At 51.7% G+C, this 21,101-nt stretch carries 18 protein-coding genes and 1 pseudogene; 8 read left to right on the top strand and 11 right to left on the bottom strand.

The window, feature by feature from the left end; genetic code table 11:
- The first annotated feature begins 637 nt into the window (after positions 1-637).
- Positions 638-1,423 carry a DUF3750 domain-containing protein gene (locus AC5JPW_RS06010; RefSeq protein WP_494238879.1) on the top strand — a complete coding sequence of 262 codons (786 nt, stop codon included), beginning with the start codon at positions 638-640 and terminating at the stop codon, positions 1,421-1,423.
- Between the two features lie 95 nt (positions 1,424-1,518).
- Positions 1,519-2,337 (top strand): hypothetical protein, encoded by an 819-nt coding sequence (locus AC5JPW_RS06005; protein WP_494238877.1) that lies wholly within the window; start codon positions 1,519-1,521, stop codon positions 2,335-2,337.
- A 51-nt stretch (positions 2,338-2,388) separates the two neighbouring features.
- Here AC5JPW_RS06005 and AC5JPW_RS06000 read toward each other — a convergent pair whose 3' ends face one another.
- From AC5JPW_RS06000 to AC5JPW_RS05985, 4 genes are all read right to left on the bottom strand, one after another.
- A complete protein-coding gene (locus AC5JPW_RS06000; RefSeq protein WP_494238876.1) occupies positions 2,389-3,144 on the bottom strand; it encodes an SDR family oxidoreductase in 756 nt (251 codons plus the stop codon).
- Positions 3,145-3,201: 57 nt separating this feature from the next.
- Complete coding sequence (locus AC5JPW_RS05995; RefSeq protein ID WP_494238875.1) at positions 3,202-4,155, bottom strand: 2-hydroxyacid dehydrogenase; 954 nt, start codon at positions 4,153-4,155, stop codon at positions 3,202-3,204.
- A 74-nt stretch (positions 4,156-4,229) separates the two neighbouring features.
- Entirely contained in the window at positions 4,230-4,607 is a 378-nt protein-coding gene (locus AC5JPW_RS05990) for a VOC family protein (protein WP_494238873.1), read from the bottom strand.
- A gap of 104 nt (positions 4,608-4,711) precedes the next feature.
- A complete protein-coding gene (locus AC5JPW_RS05985; protein ID WP_494238872.1) occupies positions 4,712-6,040 on the bottom strand; it encodes an MFS transporter in 1,329 nt (442 codons plus the stop codon).
- A gap of 683 nt (positions 6,041-6,723) precedes the next feature.
- Between AC5JPW_RS05985 and AC5JPW_RS05980 the strand changes: the two genes are divergently transcribed.
- From AC5JPW_RS05980 to AC5JPW_RS05965, 4 genes are all read left to right on the top strand, one after another.
- Positions 6,724-7,692, top strand: a complete 969-nt coding sequence (locus tag AC5JPW_RS05980) for a DctP family TRAP transporter solute-binding subunit (RefSeq protein ID WP_494238870.1) — start codon at positions 6,724-6,726, stop codon at positions 7,690-7,692.
- An 18-nt stretch (positions 7,693-7,710) separates the two neighbouring features.
- Positions 7,711-8,904 (top strand): citrate synthase family protein, encoded by a 1,194-nt coding sequence (locus AC5JPW_RS05975; RefSeq protein ID WP_494238869.1) that lies wholly within the window; start codon positions 7,711-7,713, stop codon positions 8,902-8,904.
- A gap of 416 nt (positions 8,905-9,320) precedes the next feature.
- Positions 9,321-11,261 carry a methyl-accepting chemotaxis protein gene (locus AC5JPW_RS05970; protein ID WP_494238867.1) on the top strand — a complete coding sequence of 647 codons (1,941 nt, stop codon included), beginning with the start codon at positions 9,321-9,323 and terminating at the stop codon, positions 11,259-11,261.
- A gap of 181 nt (positions 11,262-11,442) precedes the next feature.
- Complete coding sequence (locus tag AC5JPW_RS05965; protein WP_494238865.1) at positions 11,443-12,636, top strand: MFS transporter; 1,194 nt, start codon at positions 11,443-11,445, stop codon at positions 12,634-12,636.
- A 49-nt stretch (positions 12,637-12,685) separates the two neighbouring features.
- On the opposite strand, the gene AC5JPW_RS05960 is transcribed toward AC5JPW_RS05965, so the two are convergent.
- Positions 12,686-13,579 carry a LysR family transcriptional regulator gene (locus tag AC5JPW_RS05960; protein ID WP_494238863.1) on the bottom strand — a complete coding sequence of 298 codons (894 nt, stop codon included), beginning with the start codon at positions 13,577-13,579 and terminating at the stop codon, positions 12,686-12,688.
- 197 nt (positions 13,580-13,776) lie between these two features.
- On the opposite strand from AC5JPW_RS05960, the gene AC5JPW_RS05955 reads away from it, so the two are divergent.
- Entirely contained in the window at positions 13,777-14,568 is a 792-nt protein-coding gene (locus tag AC5JPW_RS05955) for a carboxymuconolactone decarboxylase family protein (protein WP_494238862.1), read from the top strand.
- Between the two features lie 191 nt (positions 14,569-14,759).
- On the opposite strand, the gene AC5JPW_RS05950 is transcribed toward AC5JPW_RS05955, so the two are convergent.
- From AC5JPW_RS05950 to AC5JPW_RS05930, 5 genes and pseudogenes are all read right to left on the bottom strand, one after another.
- Positions 14,760-15,572 carry an ABC transporter ATP-binding protein gene (locus AC5JPW_RS05950; protein ID WP_494238861.1) on the bottom strand — a complete coding sequence of 271 codons (813 nt, stop codon included), beginning with the start codon at positions 15,570-15,572 and terminating at the stop codon, positions 14,760-14,762.
- Complete coding sequence (locus tag AC5JPW_RS05945) at positions 15,569-16,624, bottom strand: FecCD family ABC transporter permease (protein ID WP_494238859.1); 1,056 nt, start codon at positions 16,622-16,624, stop codon at positions 15,569-15,571. The genes AC5JPW_RS05950 and AC5JPW_RS05945 overlap by 4 nt, the downstream gene beginning before the upstream one ends.
- Positions 16,625-16,682: 58 nt before the next feature.
- Positions 16,683-17,795: an ABC transporter substrate-binding protein gene (locus AC5JPW_RS05940; RefSeq protein WP_494238857.1), complete on the bottom strand. Its 1,113-nt coding sequence runs from the start codon at positions 17,793-17,795 to the stop codon at positions 16,683-16,685.
- Between the two features lie 255 nt (positions 17,796-18,050).
- Positions 18,051-18,843, bottom strand: a pseudogene (locus tag AC5JPW_RS05935) (SDR family NAD(P)-dependent oxidoreductase).
- Positions 18,844-18,983: 140 nt separating this feature from the next.
- Positions 18,984-19,436 (bottom strand): winged helix-turn-helix transcriptional regulator, encoded by a 453-nt coding sequence (locus AC5JPW_RS05930; protein WP_494238856.1) that lies wholly within the window; start codon positions 19,434-19,436, stop codon positions 18,984-18,986.
- Between the two features lie 153 nt (positions 19,437-19,589).
- Between AC5JPW_RS05930 and agp the strand changes: the two genes are divergently transcribed.
- Positions 19,590-20,831, top strand: a complete 1,242-nt coding sequence (gene agp / locus AC5JPW_RS05925) for a bifunctional glucose-1-phosphatase/inositol phosphatase (RefSeq protein ID WP_494238854.1) — start codon at positions 19,590-19,592, stop codon at positions 20,829-20,831.
- 34 nt (positions 20,832-20,865) lie between these two features.
- Here agp and AC5JPW_RS05920 read toward each other — a convergent pair whose 3' ends face one another.
- Positions 20,866-21,093 (bottom strand): YccJ family protein, encoded by a 228-nt coding sequence (locus AC5JPW_RS05920; RefSeq protein ID WP_494238853.1) that lies wholly within the window; start codon positions 21,091-21,093, stop codon positions 20,866-20,868.
- Positions 21,094-21,101: the final 8 nt, after the last annotated feature.

The following is a 21,101-nucleotide window of genomic DNA, read 5'->3' as shown; positions in this document are numbered from 1 at the left end:
TCAGTGGTTCTTAAACCGTGTGGTCTTCGCGCGGTTACGACCAGTCGGTTTGTGTGTTAGTTTGCCAAACACGACTGGTACTGCACGCTTCAACAGGCTAATGAGCGGATCGACTGTTACCTTACCACTTTCAAGGGCCTCTCCACTCGAGAGGGTGATGAGTGCACGGTTAAACGCTACATTCCTGGTAGGGTTATTATATGGACTTTGCGTCACCAGCTAAGAGTTATATGTCGCTTGGCAGGTGGTTCATCAATAAACCTGTCGTCACATTTTTCATGTAGGCTGTCGGATCTTGTTTGAGGGATGGAATTATTCAAGACACACTGATGATTGTGGACAGGCCGTGAGAGGTGTTTGTGGTGCTCTCTTACAATATCAACGATCCCCGGTTGAGTTAGCTCAATGACACCTTGGATATTTAGATGGGGTACTATTTTTTTAATGAATATGATTAAATCATTGGTGAGATGGCATAAATGATTTTGCATAAGAGTGGTTGATGCAAGAATTTTCGACATCTGTCTCGTTCTGTTCAAACTCATCTTTTCAGTTCCGCCCCTGATGCTCCCGTAGCAAACAAAAATCGTTTTATAATCCCCTGACACTCCCGTGCTTTCGTTAACAACAGGCCGCAATGATTCTGATGAAAACCGTTTATCTGGGCTTTCTTTGCCTGATTTTGCTCACCATTTTTGCAAGCCTTGCTCTGGCAGTACACAAGCGGGAATCGCTGCCGCAGGAAGGGTGGGCAACAGCTCGTCGTGACTCTGCCGGACTGGCACCCGATGCCCGTCGCTATGCCAGCGAAGCGATTGTTCAGGTCTATGCGGCGCCGACATGGGGATGGAAAGGCGTGGTGGCGGTACATCCGTGGATTATCTTTAAACGTGCCGGGGAAACGGATTACAACCGCTACGAAGTCATCAGTTGGGGATCGGGCGAGAAAGTACGTCGCAATCGAAACTCACCCGATGGCTACTGGTACGGAGCAAAACCACGGTTGCTGGTGGAGCATCGAGGTGCAGAGGCTGAAGCCATGATCCCGCAAATTGAAGCGGCAATCGCCTCTTACCCCTGGCCTGAGACCTATCGCGCATGGCCCGGTCCCAACAGCAATACTTTTATCGCCCACATCGGGCGCCAGGTCCCCGCGCTGAAACTGGATATGCCCGCCAATGCAGTAGGAAAAGATTTCCGTGCATTGCTTGATCCAGTGGGATTACCGCCGTCCGGGCGAGGGGTTCAGGTTTCGTTGCTGGGTGTGGCAGGTTTTACGATTGGTGCTGAAGAAGGGGTTGAGCTCAATGTGTTGGGGTTAAATATGGGTGTGGGCTTCTCTCCGTTACGTCTGCGCTTGCCGTTTATTGGTGGCGTGGGGCACGATAATGTGCAAAAACCTGATGCTGAGACATCCCGCTAGCCTTTAGTGCGCATCAACGTTAAAAAAATTATCCTTTAACAAAACGTTGCCGATAACTGTCAGATCAAAAACAGTGTTTCAGGGAGAAGACGGAAATGAATCTGGCAACTTATCTGGGCAAGCAAGTGCTCGGTATTCTGGCGGGCTACCAGCAGGACAATGTGGTCATTCACGTTTGTGGTGTTTTTATTCGGGCAGATAACAGCCTGAAAGTGTATTTCCCCAAAGGGCACGCACTGGCGGTGGGGGATTTGGTCACCCTGCATCTGGATAACCGTTCCGGTGTTGATGAGTTCGATGCTGAAATCAGCGTTTATCGTGCTTCCTATAAAGGCCGCATTACCAGCGAGGAAGATGACTGGGTAGTTATCGCGCCACGTGAATGCCAGTTGATTCACGGCATGAGTGTGGTGCTTGAGATACGCGAAGAAGGGTATGAATTCCCGAAAGATGACCGCCCCGAGCTGCAAGTCCCAGTTACCACACTGAAAACAATGCCCGCACCGGAATCGAAAGATGCAGTCAACAAAGTCGGTGTGCTGATCACGATGGCTAATGAACAACCGCACACGACCGTGCTTGCCTTCCTTTCGACGGTAGATGACGACATTTTCCTCATCACGTTCCCCGCCATGTTTAAATCGAAATTGCTTAAGCGTAATCCGCACTGTTTCTTTGCGATGGATGAGCGCGCGCACTACACCTTTGAGCGGGCGATTGAGTGGAATTACACGATTGTGGAAGGCGAAGCGTTTCTGGTTCCGTCCGGAACTGAACTGTATGAAACCATCCGCGAAGAATTTATCCGCAAAAACCCCTGGGAAATGGGTTTCTTTCTGCAATCAGATATTGAGATGTACCATATCAAGCGTCGCCAGTTGGTCTGCTCTGGCTCGAGAGGGTCGATGCAGTAATAGCGAGATCGGGCTTAAAATGGGCAGCACATGCTGCCCACTCTCTTCTGCTTAGCCACGTCCCACGAACGGCATGGTTGTCGCCATCACGGTAATGAACTGTACGTTGGTGTCGAGCGGCACGCCCGCCATGTAGACCACGCTGTTTGCAACTTGCGACACATCCATCATCGCTTCAACCACCACCTCACCGTTCGCTTGTTTGACCCCTTTTGCCATGCGTTGCGAAAGTTCGGTATGCGCGTTGCCGATGTCGATCTGGCCACAGGCAATGCCATATTTACGGCCATCAAGAGAAATGCTTTTGGTCAGACCGGTAACGCCATGTTTGGTCGCGGTGTAAGCCGCCGAATCAGGACGCGGAGCATGGGCCGAAATAGACCCATTGTTGATGATGCGCCCACCCTGTGGAGTCTGTTCTTTCATCAGGCGGAACGCGCCCTGCGCGCAAAGGAACATCCCCGTCAGGTTGACATTCACCACCGAGGTCCACTTTTCGTAGCTCAACTCTTCAAACGGAATACCCGGGAAGTTGGTACCTGCATTGTTGAACAGCACGTCAAGATGACCACATTTTTCTTTAATGCGGATAAAGAGTGCCGCTACCGATTCCGGGCTGGTGACGTCGGTGGGGACAACCATAGACTGCTCGCTGCCCTTCAGTAACGAAACGGTTTCCAGTAAGGGTTCGAGGCGGCGTCCCACCAGGACAACAAAATAACCTGCCTGCGACAATGCGATGGCTGTCGCCCGGCCAATTCCACTGCCTGCGCCTGTGACCAGGGCGATTTTACTTGAAGTGAACATGGCTACGTCCTTCTGCTTCATCAAATTTAAATGGGAAATAGTATTAAAAATAAGGAATTAAGCCGTCAGGCTGCATTCCGGACGTTGCCCGCTCAGCGCCTGAGCAAGGCTTGCCAGCACCATCTCGCCCATGGCGGTACGGGTCTCAATGGTGGCGCTGGCACGGTGTGCCTGAAGGACAACGTTGTCCATCCCAAACAGCGGGGCAGGCACATTAGGCTCGTCAACGAAGACATCTAATCCGGCACCCTGAATGCGACCGGCGACCAGGGCGTCGACCAGATCTGGCTCATTGACCAGTTTTCCTCGGGCGATGTTGACGAGAAAACCATTTTTGCCGAGTGCTTCAAGTACTGCGGCATTGACGATGCCTTCCGCTTTGTCAGCGGATGCGGCAAGGATTAGGGCATCGCTCTGACGTGCCAGCTCCTGCAGATCGGCAATAAAGGGATAATCAAGATCGGTCATAGCATGGAGATCGGTATAGGCAACCGGGCAGCCGAAAGCAGAAGCGCGCGTGGCGATGGCGCGGCCAACGCGCCCCATGCCTACGATGCCAACACGCATGCCGCTAAAGCGGCGGGAGAGGGGGATGGCTCCAGGATGCGGGTTTTTCGCCCACTCACCGTTACGCACCACGCGGTCACCCGAGCAAATGCCACGGCAGGTGGCAATCAGCAAGCCAATTGCCAGGTCGGCAACATCTTCTGTCAGTGCCCCAAGCGTCGCCGTGACGTGGATCTTGCGTTTGCGCGCGTATTCCAGGTCAACAGCATCCACCCCCACGCCGTTGATCGCGACGACTTCCAGCGCCGGTAGTTTTTCCATCAGGGCATTGCTGATACCCGTGTGGCCACCAGAGACGACACCACGAATGCTGTTGCCAAACTCTTTGATAAACGACTCTTTGTCTTCGATTTCGAAATAACGGTGCACGGTATAGAGTGCATTTAATTTTTCACTAATAGCGGGAATAAGAATCGGGTTTAACTGCAGGATGCTGGGTTTCATAACATTATGTCCATAGTGGCGGCCAATAAATGGCTAGCTAAAATTTTTATGCTGGTGTGCGCGAGTGAGTGGCGTTAACTCAGGCGTCGCTCAAGTATTTCAATAGAGATATTTTGTGGCCCGCGAATAAAACAGCCGCGCACGCCAGGGCGAATAGTGATCGGTTCCTGGGTAAATATCACATCCCTACTTTTTAACTCGGCCACAATTTCGTCCAGGTTATCGACCGTCAGGCCAAAATGATCAAGTCCCTGGTAGGGCGGAAGCGGTGCAGGCGCAACGCCATCACCTTCCGTCACCGGGGCGATAAAGATGTTGATTCCAGCCAGGCGGATATCCACTTTACCGGGCTTGCGAATGATTTCAGCATTCAGGCAACGCTCGAACCAGGCGGCGGTCTGCTCAGGGTCCGGGCTGCGTAACTGCAAATGATCCCATGTATATTTAGACACTTATGTACCTCTCTCTCAGTCGTGTCGGCTTAAGCCAGATAAATCAACATTGCTCAATGTTCGTTAATGGCCAGGTAGCACTCTGCTACTCTGGCCAATTTCCATTAATCCATTTCAATACGGGACAGAGGGCCCAGCAGGAATGAATACGCAAATGCGCCGATTAAACACATAATCCCCATCATATTAAGCGCCCAGAAGAACTGACCGGTGGCGTGGAGAATATAACCAATCATGATTGGTGTAGTGACACCGGCAATATTGGCGGCAAGGCTGGTAATACTGCTGGTTAATCCAATGTATTGTCGCGGGGCTATTTCTGATACCGCCGCCCAGGAGGATGATCCCACGCCCTGAGCAAAGAAAGAGATCGTCAGAATAACGATGATCAATTCATTGGAGGTCACAAAGTTAACCAGAAGAATAGATGAACCTAACAGCGTGCCGATAATCAGCGGTGCTTTCCTGGCAACGGACATGGAATAGCCACGGCGAATAAAGAAATCGGAGAAAAAGCCTGCCAGTAATATCCCTGCGGTAGCGCCAAGGAAAGGCAACGCCTGGAATATACCGACCTTAATCATCGTCATTTGACGTTCTTCAACCAGATACGTCATAAACCAGGTAGTAAAGAATACGAGGATGGCGTTATTACAGAATTTACCCAGGCAAATAGCCAGTATCTGACGATGTTTCAACAGTCTCAGGGCATTTTTCCAGTCAAAGCGGTCGCGTTCTTTTTTACCGACAAGACCGCCGCCTTCCTGAATATGCTTCAATTCCGCTTCGTTAACGGCACGATGATTTAACGGATCGCGATACCAGATGTACCACAAAATACCGAACAGCACGCCAGCACCACCGGTCAAATAAAAGGCGGAGCGCCAGCCAAAACCGTTTGCTATCCACAGCAGTAGCCCGGTAAACAGCGGCGTGCCGATGTATTGCCCCATAACGTACACGCTGGTGGCGAAACCACGTTCGCCGGTCGGGAACCACATGGTGACCGCGCGGGCATTAGAGGGAAAAGCTGGGGCTTCAAGCGCGCCGATTGCCAGACGAGAGCCGAACAGCATGTTAAAGCCGCTGGCGACCCCTTGTGTCATGGTAGCCAGGGACCAGGTTATCAGTGAAAATGCGTAGGCAATACGTGAACCTAAAACGTCCGCAATAATGCCGCCAGGCACAAGTGCGAATGCGTAGGTCAGGCCAAATGCGGCAAATATCTGCCCCATCTGTACTTTATCCAGAGCCAGATCTTTACTGATAAAAGGAGCCAGAATACCCAGGCTCGATCTGTCGACAAAGTTAATAATTGTCGCAAACAAGATCAGCGCCAGCATGTAATACCGAATACGGGTGGCCTTTTGTTTGGGAACCACTCTGGCATCTATTGATGCCTCGGTAAGTTCTTGTTGTTGCATATGGTTCATATTTTTCGTCCTTCGTGGATTTGTAGGTATACGTTATATTTGTTAACCCTGGTGTTTGGCGGGTTAATCATTATTAGTAAGGTGTCTCTTCGACCCAAATGCCCATTGATTTTCGTGAACAACGGTTCGCCAAATAAAATCCAATGCGTTTCCTTGACGAGTCGTTAAACTCGCGCAAACACCCTTTATTTTTCTGTCGATCCTGTTGCTGCTATTCCGCAATTCTTATATGAGCATCAATTTGTCAGGCTTCACTGCATGTGACGATTGATGGGCTGACGGTAAAATAACGCATTCGTGGGATCAATCTTGATTAAAAAAATCAATATTAATATGCGCATTGTCTGTGTGGGAGTGTGACGTGGTAGCGATAGATCGACATTGTTAGTTGACAGAGTTGGTCAAAAGGTAGTCGAAAAAGCTGAATATTCGCGTGGATGGCAAATTTGACGCATGTCTCACTAGCCAAATTACACGTCTGAATTCTGAACGGCATTTTTGCGATCTGGCTATCAGTTGATTTAATTAATCAATCTTGATTGAAAAAAACGAGAAACGTAGAGTTTTCCCGTTTGATTCATCTCACATGCACGCCCTGACTTGAATACATGGACGTGGAATTGTCGTCACCACGGGTGTTGTTGCACTTACGAACAGGCAATGACACGCAGGAGGGTACAGAAATGGTATTTTCATCCGACGCGAGCGTCGCGAGAGTGTCCGCAGGCAGCAGCGAAAAGCGCCAGTTCAGAATTGGGTTTGAGGGCTCGATGACGAGTTCCCAGGGCGTAGGTATCCAGGAAATGGTGCGGGTTGCTGCCCAATTATCGAAGGGGCATTTTGAGTTTGAGCTTTATCCTGCCGCTCAGCTTGGCAACGGCCCGCAGATGGTCGCGATGGTCCAGCAAGGTGAACTCGATATTTTTCTGGGCGGGGCAGGGTATTTCGCCGCCCTTGATAGTCGAATTAACGTGTTTGATATCCCCTACCTCTTTGAAAATGTAGAGCAAGCCTATCGGGTTATGGACAGTGAATTCGGCCGCGAAATGCTTGATGTACTGGACAGCAAAGGGATGAAGGGGCTGAGTTTTTGGGAAAATGGTATCCGCTCATTCACCAACAACGTTAAACCCATCCACCATCCTGATGACCTTAAAGGGTTGAAGATTCGCACCATGCCGGGTAACCAGGTCCATGAAACCTTATGGCAACAGGCGGGTCTTGAAACCACGCCGCTGCCATCTGGCGTTATCTATGCGGCTATTCAGGAAGGTAAAATCAACAGTCAGGAACACCCCATTTCAGTTATCTATGCGCGCAAGTTCTTTGAAGTGCAGACGTATCTTTCATTGACGCGCCATATGTACGGGCCGTTGATACAGGTTATCAACCGTGACGTCTTCAACGCTTTGAATGCGGCAGAGCAAGAGATAGTGCTCAAAGCGTCCTATGCGGGAGCCGTGGCAACGCGCCAGTTCTCTAATGAAAACGAAGCCACTTTCCTCGCCGAGATGAAGCATGCGGGATTACAGGTTAATGAGGTTGATCCTGAACCGTTCCGTAATGTGATGAGGCCGCCAATCGAGCATGACTTCGTTGCGAAAAATGGTGATGAGTGGCTGAATAAGATTAACGCCATCAATCTCATTTGACAGGTATACAGGCTAATCATGCAACCAAAGACGAAGCTGGCACCCTGGCTCACGCTGGATGAAGTTCAGGAATTTCTTGGTGTTCGTGCTCAGACTATCTATGCGTACGTCAGTCGTGGATTGATTGCATCGCACCCGGATCCGCAGAACACGCGGTGTAGTCTGTACAGTGCGGAGAATATTCAGAACCTGAAGCAGAAAAAACAGCAGGGACGAAAGCGCGAGACGCTTGCCGTCAACACGCTGTTTGGCACTGAGCCGAGCATTCCCACGGCCATTTCAACCTTTGCTAAAGGCCATTTATATTACCGTGGGAAGGATGTGATTACGTTTTCAGAGCACGCAACGCTCGAAGACACCGCACGTCTGCTGTGGAACGCGGAAACGCTCGTTGGCTTTTCTGTCCCCAGCCGGAATTACCCGCCGTCGCCGCCGGAGCGGTCCCATGCGTTTGTTGCGCTTGCCACGGCAACGGCCTCGGGCCATTCAACACATGCCCGAACCCTCAAAGTTTTGCATGCTGAAGCGGCGACGCTGGTTGGTCACCTGGCCTCTACCTTCGGTGCAGAAAATCATTCCGAAATGCTTATTCACCAGCGTCTCGCCCTGGGGTGGGGAGTCAACGATGATGTGGCGGATATTTTGCGCCGGGCGATGGTGCTGCTAGCCGATCATGAATTAACCAGTTCGGCCTTTGCCGCCAGGATCGCCGCGTCAAATGGTGCATCCTTACCGGCGTGCCTGCTGACCGGATTGGCCACTTTCACCGGGCCGCTGCATGGCGATGCCACCCCGCGTGTCAAAGCATTGTTTGATGAGGTGGAGCGCTCAAATGCCGATCAGGTAGTCAACCGTTATCTCGCTTCTGCTATCCCGATCCCTGGGTTTGGCCATCACCTTTATCCGGATGGTGATCCTCGCGCAGTCGCTTTGCTTGCCACGTTTGAGCCACCGGAGGAGATTGCGAAGTTTATTGAAAAAGTGATCACGCTGACCGGTCTCTTGCCAAATATCGATGTGGTTCTGGCGGCGTTAGTGACCCGTTATCGCCTTTTGGGTGATGCGGCTTTTGCCTTGTTTTCTATCGCCCGAAGTGTCGGTTTGCTGGCTCATGCGATGGAGCAAATTAACACCGGAAAGGTCATTCGTCCTCGCGGTCGATATGTCGGTCCGGAATTAGAGCAACCCTCAGTAACATTATCTGCCAAATAAAATAAAACTATCTGTTGCTGGCGTGAAATATACTCGCCAGCACATCTCCCTTGTGTTTTATATTGATTTAAATAATCAATATAAAAATATCACCCCACCCCCCGAATTTGTCCTTTTGTTAATATTTAAGTGTTCGCCTTGTCACACTTCTACATTTATTTTCTTTACTCTTTATGCCTGACTACCTCAGCAGGTGGTCGCTTTTGTGTTTTTATAAAATAAATACAATCAGTTGGTTAAAGGTAAATTATTGAAATTTGGCTCTTATATTTTTATCTGATTTCACAATGGTTGGTATAAATGACATTGTTTAATTCATAAGCAATATTTAACTATTAATTCCTTATTATCCATGCCGATATATATTTCATGCGCAGTCTGGCGCTAACGTTGGCGTTATCAACAAGGAGTCTGGGATGTCTTTGAATCAACGATTGAGTAATATAAAAATTAGTAGGAAGCTGTCAGTTGGATTTGGGGTGGTGTTATTTTTAGTCGCTTTCGCAACTATTCTGAGCGTGCTGCGGTTTAAAGAAATTCGTGATGTCTATGAAAAAACGAACTTGATTTATAATATCAACACTCGAATTTACCAGGCGAAAATTGCCCGCGTTAAGTTCCTTAACGGTGACGATCAGGCCGGAAAAGATATGGCCTATCTCGTCCGAAATGCCGCTGAACTGGCAACCGATGCCGGGAATATGTCCTGGAATACGCAGGAAAAGGGGCTGATCAGCACCATCGCGGGCTACCTCAACGATTTTCAAAATAATATCAGCGTGATGCAGAAGGCGGCGGGCGAACTGAGCGGGGTGCGTGAGTCCGTAGATAAACTGGCTGCTGACGATCTCTCTGCACGCTATGTGGCGCTGATTCACCAGTCTGCCGAAGATGACCCGTTGCTGGCGCAGGTCGCCGAACAACTGATGGCGATAAACCGGGTGCGCGATGCGGCATTGGTTTTACGTTATAGCCCAACGAAAGAAGCACAGGACGCGCTCACTGCTCGCGTTGATCAGACGAAAAGTAATGTGCTCGCGCTGATTTCCCGTCTCCCTTCCAGTGCTCAGCCTGCGCTGCAATCTCTCTGGGATGAAACCACCACCTTCCAGGCGCAAAGTCTGAAATATTTCGCCGCCACTCAGACGCTAAAAACAGCGGAAAGTCAGGTCAAAGAGGCCGGCGATAACAGCAGCAGCTCGATTGTGCCCATCGTCAAACTGGTAAAAGCCAAAAACGACGATCTGGCCTACAGCTCCAGTACCCTCGCGGCATTGATCGGGGTGGTTGCCATTCTGATCGGCTTACTGGTTTCGTGGTGGGTCATTCGACAGATCACACGGCCTATCGTGCACAATCTGGCGCTGGCGGAACGTATTGCAGCAGGCGATCTGAGTTCCAGAATTATTGCCGGGAGTCACGATGAACTGGGGCAACTGACCGGGGCGATGGGGCGAATGAATGACACATTACGCGACATCATCTACGAAGTGCGCAGCAGTGTGACGCAGGTTTCCCGCGCCGCGTCTGAAATTGCATCAGGTAATACCGACCTTTCATCCCGTACCGAGCAGCAGGCGGCGGCGGTGGTGGAAACGGCTGCCAGTATGGAAGAGTTAACCGCAACGGTGAAAAACAACGCCGACAATGCGCGTAATGCCAGTAGTCTCGCCGCTCAGGCATCGAAGACCGCCAGTGAAGGGGGCAGCGTAATGCGCGATGTCATTTCAACAATGGGCGATATTCATAGTAGCTCGACCAAAATTGCCGATATTACGGCGGTGATTAACAGCATTGCCTTCCAGACCAATATTCTGGCGCTCAACGCCGCAGTGGAAGCAGCACGCGCAGGGGAACAGGGGCGCGGCTTTGCGGTGGTGGCCAGTGAAGTACGCAACCTTTCCCAGCGTAGCTCGCAGGCGGCGAAAGATATCGAACAGTTAATCAGTGAATCCGTGTCACGCATCAGCGTCGGCAGTGAACTGGTGGCAAAAGCGGGGGAAACTATCGATCACGTGGTGCAGTCTGTTACCCGCGTCAATGACATCATGGGGGAAATCTCCTCCGCGTCTGAAGAGCAGAGCAGGGGAATTGCTCAGATAGCGCGGGCGGTCAGTGAGCTGGACAGCACCACCCAACAAAATGCCTCTCTGGTGAGCGAATCTTCAACCGCTGCAGGTTCGCTGGAAGAGCAGGCGCGTGTGCTGGAGGAACTGGTAGCGACGTTCCGTCTGGATAAAGATGCTGCGAGCACCAGCGTGAAAGCGTCCGTGGTCAAATCGAATGGTACCAGGCCAAAACCCGAATCTGATATCCGGGTGAGCACAAGCACTGAGGAAGGCTGGACCACGTTTTAACCTCTCTTGCCCTTTTACCTCCCCCGGTGCAAGAAAAGCACCGGGCTGTTAACGGAACGGGCAGTGTCCGAGTGAGTCAGACCTTATTAATGAATTCCCTTCATATTAATCATCAAAACCCGGGCATAGAAATGACGGATACCTTTCGTTAGGCTTCACTTTTACGCAGAGGAACAGTGAGATGTCGGTATCTGCAGGCGAAAAATTAACGCCTTTTCTTGTCATGCTACTTGCCGTTTCCAGTGGTATTGCGGTAGGGAATTTGTACTGGGCGCAGCCCTTACTGGCGGTGATTGCCACGGCATTTAACCTTTCAACAGGCACCGCCAGTGCTCTTATCACCAGTACGCAGATCGGCTATGCGCTGGGGATCCTTTTTATTGTTCCGCTTGGGGATGCCCTGAATCGCCGCAAGCTTATTCCCCGATTGATGTTCCTGTCTGCTCTCGCGCTGGCAGCCAGTGCCGTTGCGTCTGATTTTATCCTGTTGTTGTTGTCGCTTGCCCTGGTTGGCGTAACAACGGTTGCAGGGCAACTTATCACGCCGTTAGCCAGTAGCCTTGCCAGCCAGGATCAGCGCGGGAAAATTGTCGGGACAATAGTCTCCGGCATGCTTATCGGGATTTTGTTGTCGCGTACAATTAGCGGTTTTCTGGGGGAATGGTTCGGCTGGCGCGCCATCTACCTGTGTGCTGCTGTGATCACTGCTGCACTGGCTTTCATTTTGAGTCGGAATATACCCGATGATGAGCCACGACCGAAGGTGTCCTGGCTTTCATTATTGTCATCTATTTTTGTACTCATCCGGCAACACCGGACGTTGCAGGTGACATTACTGCTCGGTTTTTCCGCGTTCGCCGTTTTTACCCTCTTCTGGACCGGGCTGACGTTTCTGCTCAGTTCTTCACCGTATTCATATTCGCTTAGCCAGATTGGCCTGGTCGGGCTGGTAGGCCTGGCAGGGGCGATCATTGCCCGGCGGGCAGGGTGGTTACATGATAATGGCTACTCGGTTGCCGGTAGTGGCGTTGCCATTGCGCTGACGATCGTGGCGTTGGGCATAGCGTATGTCGGTGCAAGCCACATTGGGGTTATTCTGGCGTCCGTATTACTGCTGGATATTGCGATTCAGACACTGGGCGTGCTTAATCAGACGCGCTTGCTTTCACTCAGTGCTGAAAATCGCAGTCGACTCAATACCGCTTATGTGACCTGTAATTTTATTGGTGGTGCGCTGGGCTCCGCGTTGGCCGGAACGTTGTGGAACTCGGGAGGCTGGGCATTATTAATGATATGTGCCGCTGTATTGATGACATTTTGTTTGTTGCTGTGCGTAGGGCAGAGTAAGACCTTGTCAGGAAATAATAACGGGTGATGTCTCCCCCGCGTCGCAGATATTTATTCGGCCGGCCGGCCGGGCTGACTTACTTATAGTAGCGCAGTGCGTCGAGCAACAGAGAGAATGCTTTCGATAAATGGCGGCGCTCAGGATAATACAGATAATAGCCATCCCAGAACGGGCACCAGTCATCAAGAACGCTGATGAGCTTGCCGCTTTGAATATGCTGTTGGGCGATATCCCGCGGAACATAAGCTAAACCATAGCCTTTTAGCGCGGCATCAAGATTCTGATAGATCCGGCTAAAAACCAATTGTCCTTCTACTTTGACATTCATGCTCTTGCCGTCTTTTTCAAATTCCCAGACGTAAAGGTTCCCGTGGGTAGGGAAGCGCAGATTAATACAATTGTGCTTTGTAAGATCGCCCGGATGCTGCGGTGGCTCATGTGCTGAAAAATAAGCAGGGGATCCCACTACAGCGAACTGGACATCCGGGCCAATACGAACGGATACCATTCCATTAGTGATTTGTTCTCCAAAACGAGTGCCTGCATCGAAGCGACCAGAGACAATATCCGTCAGTGTATAATCATCAATGAGTTCTAATTGGATGTCCGGGTAATCGACCAGAAATTTTTCGACTTTTGGCCAGATCACCGTATTAATCGCGTAATCGGATGTGGAAATTCGAATGGTGCCGGAAGGGTGGTTATTCTGATCTTTAACTGCCTGCAATTTATCCTGAATACCGTCGATGAACGGACCAAGATTTTCAAGTAATGTCTCGCCTGGATCGGTCAAAGAAACGCTGCGGGTAGTCCGTGTTAGCAGTTTCATATCCAGACGCGCTTCCAGTGCGCGAAGACTATGGCTGAGTGCCGATTGCGAAACGCCTAATTGCGCTGCGGCACGAGTAAAGCTTTTCTCTCGCGCAACAATCACAAAATAAGTCAGATCATTAAGATTTTCCCGCGCCACACGTCGACTCCTTTTAACCAGCCAATAGTATTATTCCTTAGAATAACAGAATCCAACTTTCTGCCACGAAGAGATTAAGTAACTAATACATCAGCTACTTATTAATGAGTTTTCCTCATTATTCTTTCCCGGAATTGACTATTAAATAAGTTTGCACCCTCTGTTAAAACTGAACAGTGCAATACAGGGCAGGTGCAATGAAAAAGAGAACGCTACCACTGATGGCCTCCGTTTTCTTTCTGGCAGGCTGTATGAACAGTAATGATTCCCTCAGGAGAAAAATGACCATGACCAACACGCTTTCGGTGCAGAGCGCCGTACGTGAAGTCGCCCCCGCGATGGCGGCCTATGCCGAGCGATTCATTGAGCACGATCTCTGGAATCGTCCAGGCTTATCGCGCCGTGACAGGAGCCTTGTTACCGTTGCTTCGCTGATTACCCGCAACGATGAAACGCTTCTGCCGGGCTATATTTACGTTGCCCTCGACAATGGCGTTACGCCCGCAGAGATCTCAGAAACGGTAACTCACCTGGCGTTTTATGCTGGCTGGCCTAATGCTTCTGCGGCGGCAGTCGTCGTACAACGTGAATTCACACAACGCCATATTGCTACGGTGGAACTCCCCGCAGCAAATGTGACCTTACTGGCCCTCGATGAAGAGGCGGAACAACGCCGCGCGACGATGGTTGAGGCTAACTTTGGTGATGTGTCGGCGGGTGCTGTGAAATTCACCACGGAGGCATTATTTCGCGACCTGTGGCTTCGTCCTGGACTGGCTCCCAGAGACCGAAGTCTGATCACCGTGAGTGCGTTGGTCACCGCAGGCCAGGTGGCTCAGGTACCTTATCATCTCAATCGCGCAATGGATAATGGGCTGACGAAAGAGCAGGCATCTGAAATTCTGACGCAACTGGCCTTTACGTCAGGTTGGCCGACTGTATTTTCTGCTCTTCCCGTATTTAAAGACGTTTTTGCCAGCAGAAAATAGCTGTATTAATAGCGTTTCGGCGAAACACGGCATCAATACTTATCTGAATTTGCTGGAGATTAATGGCACGGTGGTGGATATATCGACTCTGTAATGACGCGAGTGATATCTACCCTCACCAGGGTAACTGGCCTGTTTAGCCGTCCTCCGAATCAGGTTCCGGAGGACGGCTCATTGTCAGGTGAGGCCTTTTAGCTGACGAGCATCTTTCTTCTCAAGGGATGATGACGGCTGAGTGGCTGCACCATCGGCAATCCACCGTTATCGTAGACAATCTCCAGCGACACACCGTACGTGTGTGAAAGTAACGCGGGCGTAATGGTTGCCTGAGGTGCACCGCTCGCCTGCAACGTGCCATGGGAAAATACCAGCAGATTATCCGCGTACTGGCAGGCCAGATTCAGATCGTGAAGCACGATAACGGTGACCAGATCGCGCGCGTGGGTCTGCTCACGGACCAGATCCAGCATCGCAATCTGATGGTGCAAATCCAGTGCACTGACCGGTTCATCAAGCAACATCAGTCTGGCGTTACGCATCAGCACCTGGGCGAACAGCACCATCTGACGCTGACCGCCGCTGAGGCTACCGATATCCTGGTGTGCCAGTTCCGCTATCCCTGCGGCCTGCAGGCAGTTCATCGCCTGTTCCAGCAAAGCGGGATCGATGTGCAGCGTCAGCGCTTCCAGTCCGCCCAGCACCACAATTTCCAGCACGCTCAGCGAGACATCAAGCCCGGTATCCTGCGGCATGTAGGCGATATCGTGTCGCCATTGCTGCATAAAACGGGAGCGATGATGCCCGGGTTCCAGGGATTTTCCCTGCCAGGATATCTGCCCGGACTGCAGCGGTAAATCAGCAAACAGAGTGCGCAGCAGGGTGGATTTTCCGGTGCCGTTTGGCCCGATAATCACATGAACCTGACCACTGGCGAGCGTGGTACTGATTCCCTGCATAATGGTTTTTGGGCCGTGGGCGATACTGAGGTTGTCCAGGGTAATCATCGTGCGCGCCTCCGGGGGGAGAAAATCAACCACAGCAGGAAGGGCACGCCGACGATGGCCGTCACGATCCCGACCGGGAACAGTGCGCCGGGAATAATGGATTTTGATAACACCGAGGCGGCAGAGAGCATCAGCGCGCCGCTGAGCATCGACATCGGCAGGTAAAAGCGCTGATCTTCGCCCACGCTGATGCGCGCCAGATGCGGAGCCACCAGGCCAATAAAGCCAATTACGCCGACAAAGCTGGTGGCCGTCGCGGTCATCACCGCCACAATTACCAGTACTTTGATGCGCAGATGGCGAACGTTAACCCCCAGGCTTGCCGCCCGCATCTCGCCCATCCTGAGCGCAGCCAGTTTCCAGGAGTCGAGCCACAGAAGGACACAACAGGCCAGCGTCACCAGAGTGGTGATGCCGAGCGTTGGCCAGGTGGTTTTGGTCAGGCTGCCGAACAGCCAGAAGAGAATTTGCTGCGACAGTTCCGGAGAGGCAATGAACTGAATCAGTGAGATCAGCGACTGGAACAAAAAGAGCAGGGCGATGCCGCCGAGAATAATCGATTCAATATTGGTGCGACGCATGGAGGCAAGGAAAAACAAGAAAGCGGCGGCAACCATAGAAAACACGAACGCGCCTAACGGCACGGCAATAATGTCATTCAGACCCATTCCTCCCACGGCCAGCATGGCGGCAGCACCAAAACCTGCCGCCGCGGCCATCCCCAGCGTATAGGGACTCGCCATTGGGTTGTTGAGCAGTGTCTGCATTTGCGCGCCGCCAGCGCCGAGAGAGGCTCCGACGGAGAGCGCCATCAACGCGATGGGCAAACGCAGACCACGCACGATGGAGTCGGTCATGGAGTCACGATCGCCATAATTGAGCAGCGAACGCACCACCTCGCCGGGTGAGAGCAGGGAAGGACCGGTTGCCACATCCAGAACAAAAGTGACAAGGGTCAGCACCAGGAAAAACAGCAGCCATTGCCAGCGACGGCGTTCGCGCAGACGAAAACGAGCAATGGCCTGTTGGTGCTCAGTAACAGGGAGAGTCATAGCAATATCCAAAAAACGGGAGCACCGGGCTCCCGTTAGGTGAAAGAAAACAGCAGGGTTATTTCACTGAAATCGCGAAGGTGCCCTGCGGTTTTACCGGCAGGTATTTTTCGTAGTAGTTCAGATAATTTGCGACGGGATCCATTTTGCTGAACTGCTGCGGATAAAGCGCTTTAGCAATGTATTGCACCATGGCGAAGTCAGAGAGGGTACGGGATGCCCCCTGGTAAAGGCCAAACAACTGGTGGTTTTTAATGGCGGGCAAGGCATTCCAACCCGGGCGGGTGGTAAACGCAGCCAGTTTTGTGCGTGCTTCTTCCGCGTTCACACCCTGGCCCATCGGCAGAGCGCTGGCGGTTTTGTTGTTTTCACGCCCGGAAATAAAGATGGCATCAGGTTTAGAGGCCAGTACCTGCTCCGGATTCATCGGACCCCACCACTCGACGAACGGCGTGGCGATGTTATCGCCACCGGCCGCGGTGATCATCGCACCCCACATATTTTTGCCGTAGGTGAAGGAGTAGTCGCCAGGCCCTTTGTTGCCAAACTCAACGTAGACTTTTGGTTTTGGCTGTTTCGCTGCCGCCACGCCTTCTGCCACTTCTTTCAGAGCATTAGCGTAAAAATCAGCCAGCTCATTGGCGCGTTTTTCCTGGCCGGTCAGGGTGCCAAGCAGACGTGTTGAGGCGGTATGACGGGCAACGGTCTGTTCGTTGTAATCCACCACCACCACTGGAATGCCCTGGTCTTCAATGCGTTTCGCGTCCTGACCCAGCGCTTTGTACTGCCAGTCCGCCAGAATCACCAGATCTGGTTTCAGGCTGAGGACTTTTTCGACCGAGAAGGTCTGCGCTTCGACTTCGCCCACGTCCGGGATGGCTTTCAGTGACGGGCGATGTTGGGTGTACATTTCCCAGTTTGCCGGTACCCAACCTTCCCAGGCTTCACGTGACAGACCGACTACTGAGTCAAAAGCTTTCTCGGTGCCAACGGCCATAAAATCTTCAAAATAGAAGCCCAGCACCACACGTTTTGCAGGCAGGTCGACCTTCACTTCACGACCAATGACATCAGTCAGCGTTTTCACTTCCGCGAAGGCATTCACGCTGCCGAAGGCTGTTAACGCAAAGGTACAGAATCCCAGCGCCCTGACCAGTTTACGACTATCCATTTTCACTCCGAATGTAAAAATATATGTTTCAATGTAATTCATTATAATTCCGATGATAATGATAATCGTTTTTATGTAGGGGCTTCAATCCTGGAATTAGTAGGGAAATAACGTTGAGGGATTATTTACTATGAAATGTAACGAAAGAGCGGAAGCCCTTCGGTGAAGAGGTATGAGAAGAGGTGAGCGTTGCCACTTTACCACGAGGGGAAAATAGAGAAACGGGCCCGGCAGGGGTCGAACCCGTTATCAGAATCAGAGTGCGTAACGTGATGCCGGTTTACCGTTACGTGATGCACTGAACAACGCCAGCCGCGCTTCCTCCCAGTTTTGCCACAATTGCAGGTTTTCTACCGGGGGGATTGTTACCTGCTCACCGCTTTCCCATCCTGCCAGCGCGGCATCTACAAGATCTTCAGTGGTCATTACCGAACCTTCGGGCAGCATATCCAGCGTGATGCTTGAATGTCCCCAGATCTCCGTCGCCGTCGCCGCAGGCAGCACCGCCTGAATGCGGATCCCCGTGTCGGCAAACTCTTCCTGTAAACCCCGGGTGAAATTGAGCACCCAGGCTTTGGTCGCGCTGTAAACTGCGCTGCCTGCACGGGCATGGAAAGCCACAACGGACGCAATGTTAATAATGTTGCCGTGGTTCTGCTCAACAAAACGCGGTAACACCGCCAGGGTTAAGCGCATCAGCGCCGTGGTGTTGAGGGTATTAATCGCTTCGTGGGCAGTGGCATCGCTGGCGAGTATTGGGGTGAGGCTGGCAGCACCGGCGTTGTTCACCAACAGCGTGATGGTTGTGTTCGAACGCAGAGTCTCCTCGATGCTCTGGATCCCTTCAGAGCGGCTGAGATCGGAGGTGTTTCACCGTAACCTCCGTGCCATAGCGTTGTGTGAGCGCCTCAGCCAGCGCATGTAGTTTTTCCGCGCGACGTGCCACCAGAATGAGGTCATAACCCCGGGCGGCCAGCCTGTCAGCATACACGGCGCCGATGCCGGAAGAGGCGCCAGTAATCAGCGCAGTTGAACGTGGTGCAGCCATAGTCATACCTCATTGCGTCAGGAGAAGTTAAAAAAAAGGTTTTATAATGAAACCGAATTAAGCATGAAATATTTGGTTTTATAATGCAACCAAATGACGCAGCAAAATGTGCGATTAACTGTTTAAAGACATTAATTCAATTAATTATCTTTAACCGGAAGGCGAGGGACGACCTCTGTGGACTGTAATATGCGGCCATCTTCAGCCCGTAATTGCAGAGGTTGTAAGGGACGGCGCGACTGGCTATCCACCAGGACGGTACTCAACTCATCGCTGGCATAAAGGTGTTCATTGCCCCATTGGGAGAGAGCAACCAGCACGGTTTGCAGCGCCCGGCCTTTTTCCGTTAAAACATATTCTTGCCACGCACTGCCATCAGACGCGGGTTGCATCTGCAATATGCCTTCATCGACCAGCAGTTTTAAGCGAGTGGTGAGCATGTTTTTGGCAATCCCGAGACTTTTCTGAAACTCCCCAAAACGCTTCAACCCGCGCAATGCATCACGCACGATCAGTAAAGACCACCAGTCGCCAATGATATCCAGAGAGCGGGCAACGGGGCAGGTACTGGCTTCAAGGCGGGTGCGTTTCATTGGGATCCTCCGGTTAATAGTTTAATTATAAAACCACTGAGGGATTCAGGGAAGTGAACTGTGCGCTCTGTCACTTATGCGTAGCGGCTCGCTGCAAATGTTCGCCAGTGTGTCACACTTTCTTTTCACCAACATCAGGATGAGGAAGGCAGGATGAAGCATTCACTATGGACTTTCGCGATAGCCGCCACGTTGCCCTTTGCTGCGGGTACGCAGGCACAAACCCCACCTCAGGGATATCAACTCGAGCAGGTGCTGATCATGAGCCGGCACAATCTGCGTGCACCGCTTGCCAACAATGGCAGCGTGCTGGAGCAATCGACGGCTAAACAGTGGCCTGAATGGGATGTGCCCGGCGGGCAGTTGACGACAAAGGGCGGCATTCTGGAAGTGTACATGGGCCACTACATGCGTGAGTGGCTGGCTGAAAACAAACTGGTGACATCCGGCGAATGTCCGTCACCCGGCGCGGTTTATGCGTATGCCAACAGCTTGCAGCGCACGGTCGCCACGGCGCAATTCTTCATTACCGGGGCTTTCCCGGGTTGTGATGTGCCGGTCCATCATCAGGAAAAAATGGGCACCATGGACCCCACCTTCAACCCGGTCATCACCGAGGGTTCCGCCGCGTTTAGTGAACAAGCGGTGAAGGCTATGGAGACCCAGCGTGGGCAAGATGACCTCGCTGAAAGCTACCAGTTGCTGGAGAAAATCACTCAGTTTGATCAATCACCTTCCTGCAAAGAGAAGCAGGTCTGCGACTTAGCTAGCGGTAAAGATACTTTCAGTGCCAAAGTGCAGCAGGAGCCGGGGGTATCCGGCCCGTTGAAAGTGGGTAACTCGCTGGTGGATGCATTCACGTTGCAGTACTACGAGGGCTTCCCGTCGGACAAGGTTGCGTGGGGTGAGATTAAGTCTGACCAGCAGTGGCGTGTTCTGTCTAAACTGAAAAACAGCTACCAGGACTCGCTCTTCACCTCACCGGCCGTGGCGCAAAATGTAGCCAAGCCACTGGTGAAATACATCGACAAAACCCTGGTCACGGACGCAGCGAAAGCGGCAAAAGTTACCTTGATGGTCGGGCATGATTCAAACATTGCCTCGCTGCTGACGGCGCTGGATTTTGCCCCTTACCAGTTGCATGAACAGTACGAGCGCACACCGATTGGCGGCAAAATTGTCTTTCAGCGCTGGAACGATCCGGTAGCAAAACGTGAACTGATGAAAATTGAGTATGTGTATCAGAGCAGCGATCAATTGCGCAATGCCGATGTGTTGACGCTGAAAAAACCGGCACAGCGTGTGACGCTTGCCCTGAAAGGCTGTCCGATTGACGAGAATGGTTTCTGCCCGCGCGACAAATTTAACGCGGTGTTAAATGCGGCGGCGAAATAAAAAAAGCCCCCGCACTGTGCGGGGGCGTAGTTGGTCAGACGTTCTTACGCTCGATGGTTTGTTCACCCCAGAACAGCGCGTCTTTGTCGGTTTTCTCGAAGGCGCGCATTAACACTTCGTCATTACCTTCTTCCCAAATTTTCTCGGCAATCACCTCATCATATTTCGCCACTTCGAAAATGGCCTCTGCAATTTCAGGTGAGGTGTTACGTAAACTGGCCCACTCCCCAACGTGGTGAGCTTTTGCTTCTTGAGTTGGCATTACTATCC

The organism is Phytobacter sp. (assembly GCF_059074235.1).
Note: the sequence above shows the minus strand (reverse complement) of the source record. Positions and strands in the feature narration are given on the sequence as shown.

Bases quoted from the DNA above. Each gene is read 5' to 3' on its own strand.
- AC5JPW_RS05970 (WP_494238867.1), top strand. From the start codon at position 9,321: ATGTCTTTGAATCAACGATTGAGTAATATAAAAATTAGTAGGAAGCTG.
- AC5JPW_RS06010 (WP_494238879.1), top strand. From the start codon at position 638: ATGATTCTGATGAAAACCGTTTATCTGGGCTTTCTTTGCCTGATTTTG.
- AC5JPW_RS05965 (WP_494238865.1), top strand. From the start codon at position 11,443: ATGTCGGTATCTGCAGGCGAAAAATTAACGCCTTTTCTTGTCATGCTA.
- AC5JPW_RS05920 (WP_494238853.1), bottom strand. From the start codon at position 21,093: ATGCCAACTCAAGAAGCAAAAGCTCACCACGTTGGGGAGTGGGCCAGT.
- AC5JPW_RS05950 (WP_494238861.1), bottom strand. From the start codon at position 15,572: ATGATTACCCTGGACAACCTCAGTATCGCCCACGGCCCAAAAACCATT.
- AC5JPW_RS05930 (WP_494238856.1), bottom strand. From the start codon at position 19,436: ATGAAACGCACCCGCCTTGAAGCCAGTACCTGCCCCGTTGCCCGCTCT.
- AC5JPW_RS05980 (WP_494238870.1), top strand. From the start codon at position 6,724: ATGGTATTTTCATCCGACGCGAGCGTCGCGAGAGTGTCCGCAGGCAGC.
- AC5JPW_RS05945 (WP_494238859.1), bottom strand. From the start codon at position 16,624: ATGACTCTCCCTGTTACTGAGCACCAACAGGCCATTGCTCGTTTTCGT.
- AC5JPW_RS05995 (WP_494238875.1), bottom strand. From the start codon at position 4,155: ATGAAACCCAGCATCCTGCAGTTAAACCCGATTCTTATTCCCGCTATT.
- AC5JPW_RS05985 (WP_494238872.1), bottom strand. From the start codon at position 6,040: ATGAACCATATGCAACAACAAGAACTTACCGAGGCATCAATAGATGCC.
- AC5JPW_RS05955 (WP_494238862.1), top strand. From the start codon at position 13,777: ATGAAAAAGAGAACGCTACCACTGATGGCCTCCGTTTTCTTTCTGGCA.
- agp (WP_494238854.1), top strand. From the start codon at position 19,590: ATGAAGCATTCACTATGGACTTTCGCGATAGCCGCCACGTTGCCCTTT.
- AC5JPW_RS05940 (WP_494238857.1), bottom strand. From the start codon at position 17,795: ATGGATAGTCGTAAACTGGTCAGGGCGCTGGGATTCTGTACCTTTGCG.
- AC5JPW_RS06000 (WP_494238876.1), bottom strand. From the start codon at position 3,144: ATGTTCACTTCAAGTAAAATCGCCCTGGTCACAGGCGCAGGCAGTGGA.
- AC5JPW_RS05975 (WP_494238869.1), top strand. From the start codon at position 7,711: ATGCAACCAAAGACGAAGCTGGCACCCTGGCTCACGCTGGATGAAGTT.
- AC5JPW_RS06005 (WP_494238877.1), top strand. From the start codon at position 1,519: ATGAATCTGGCAACTTATCTGGGCAAGCAAGTGCTCGGTATTCTGGCG.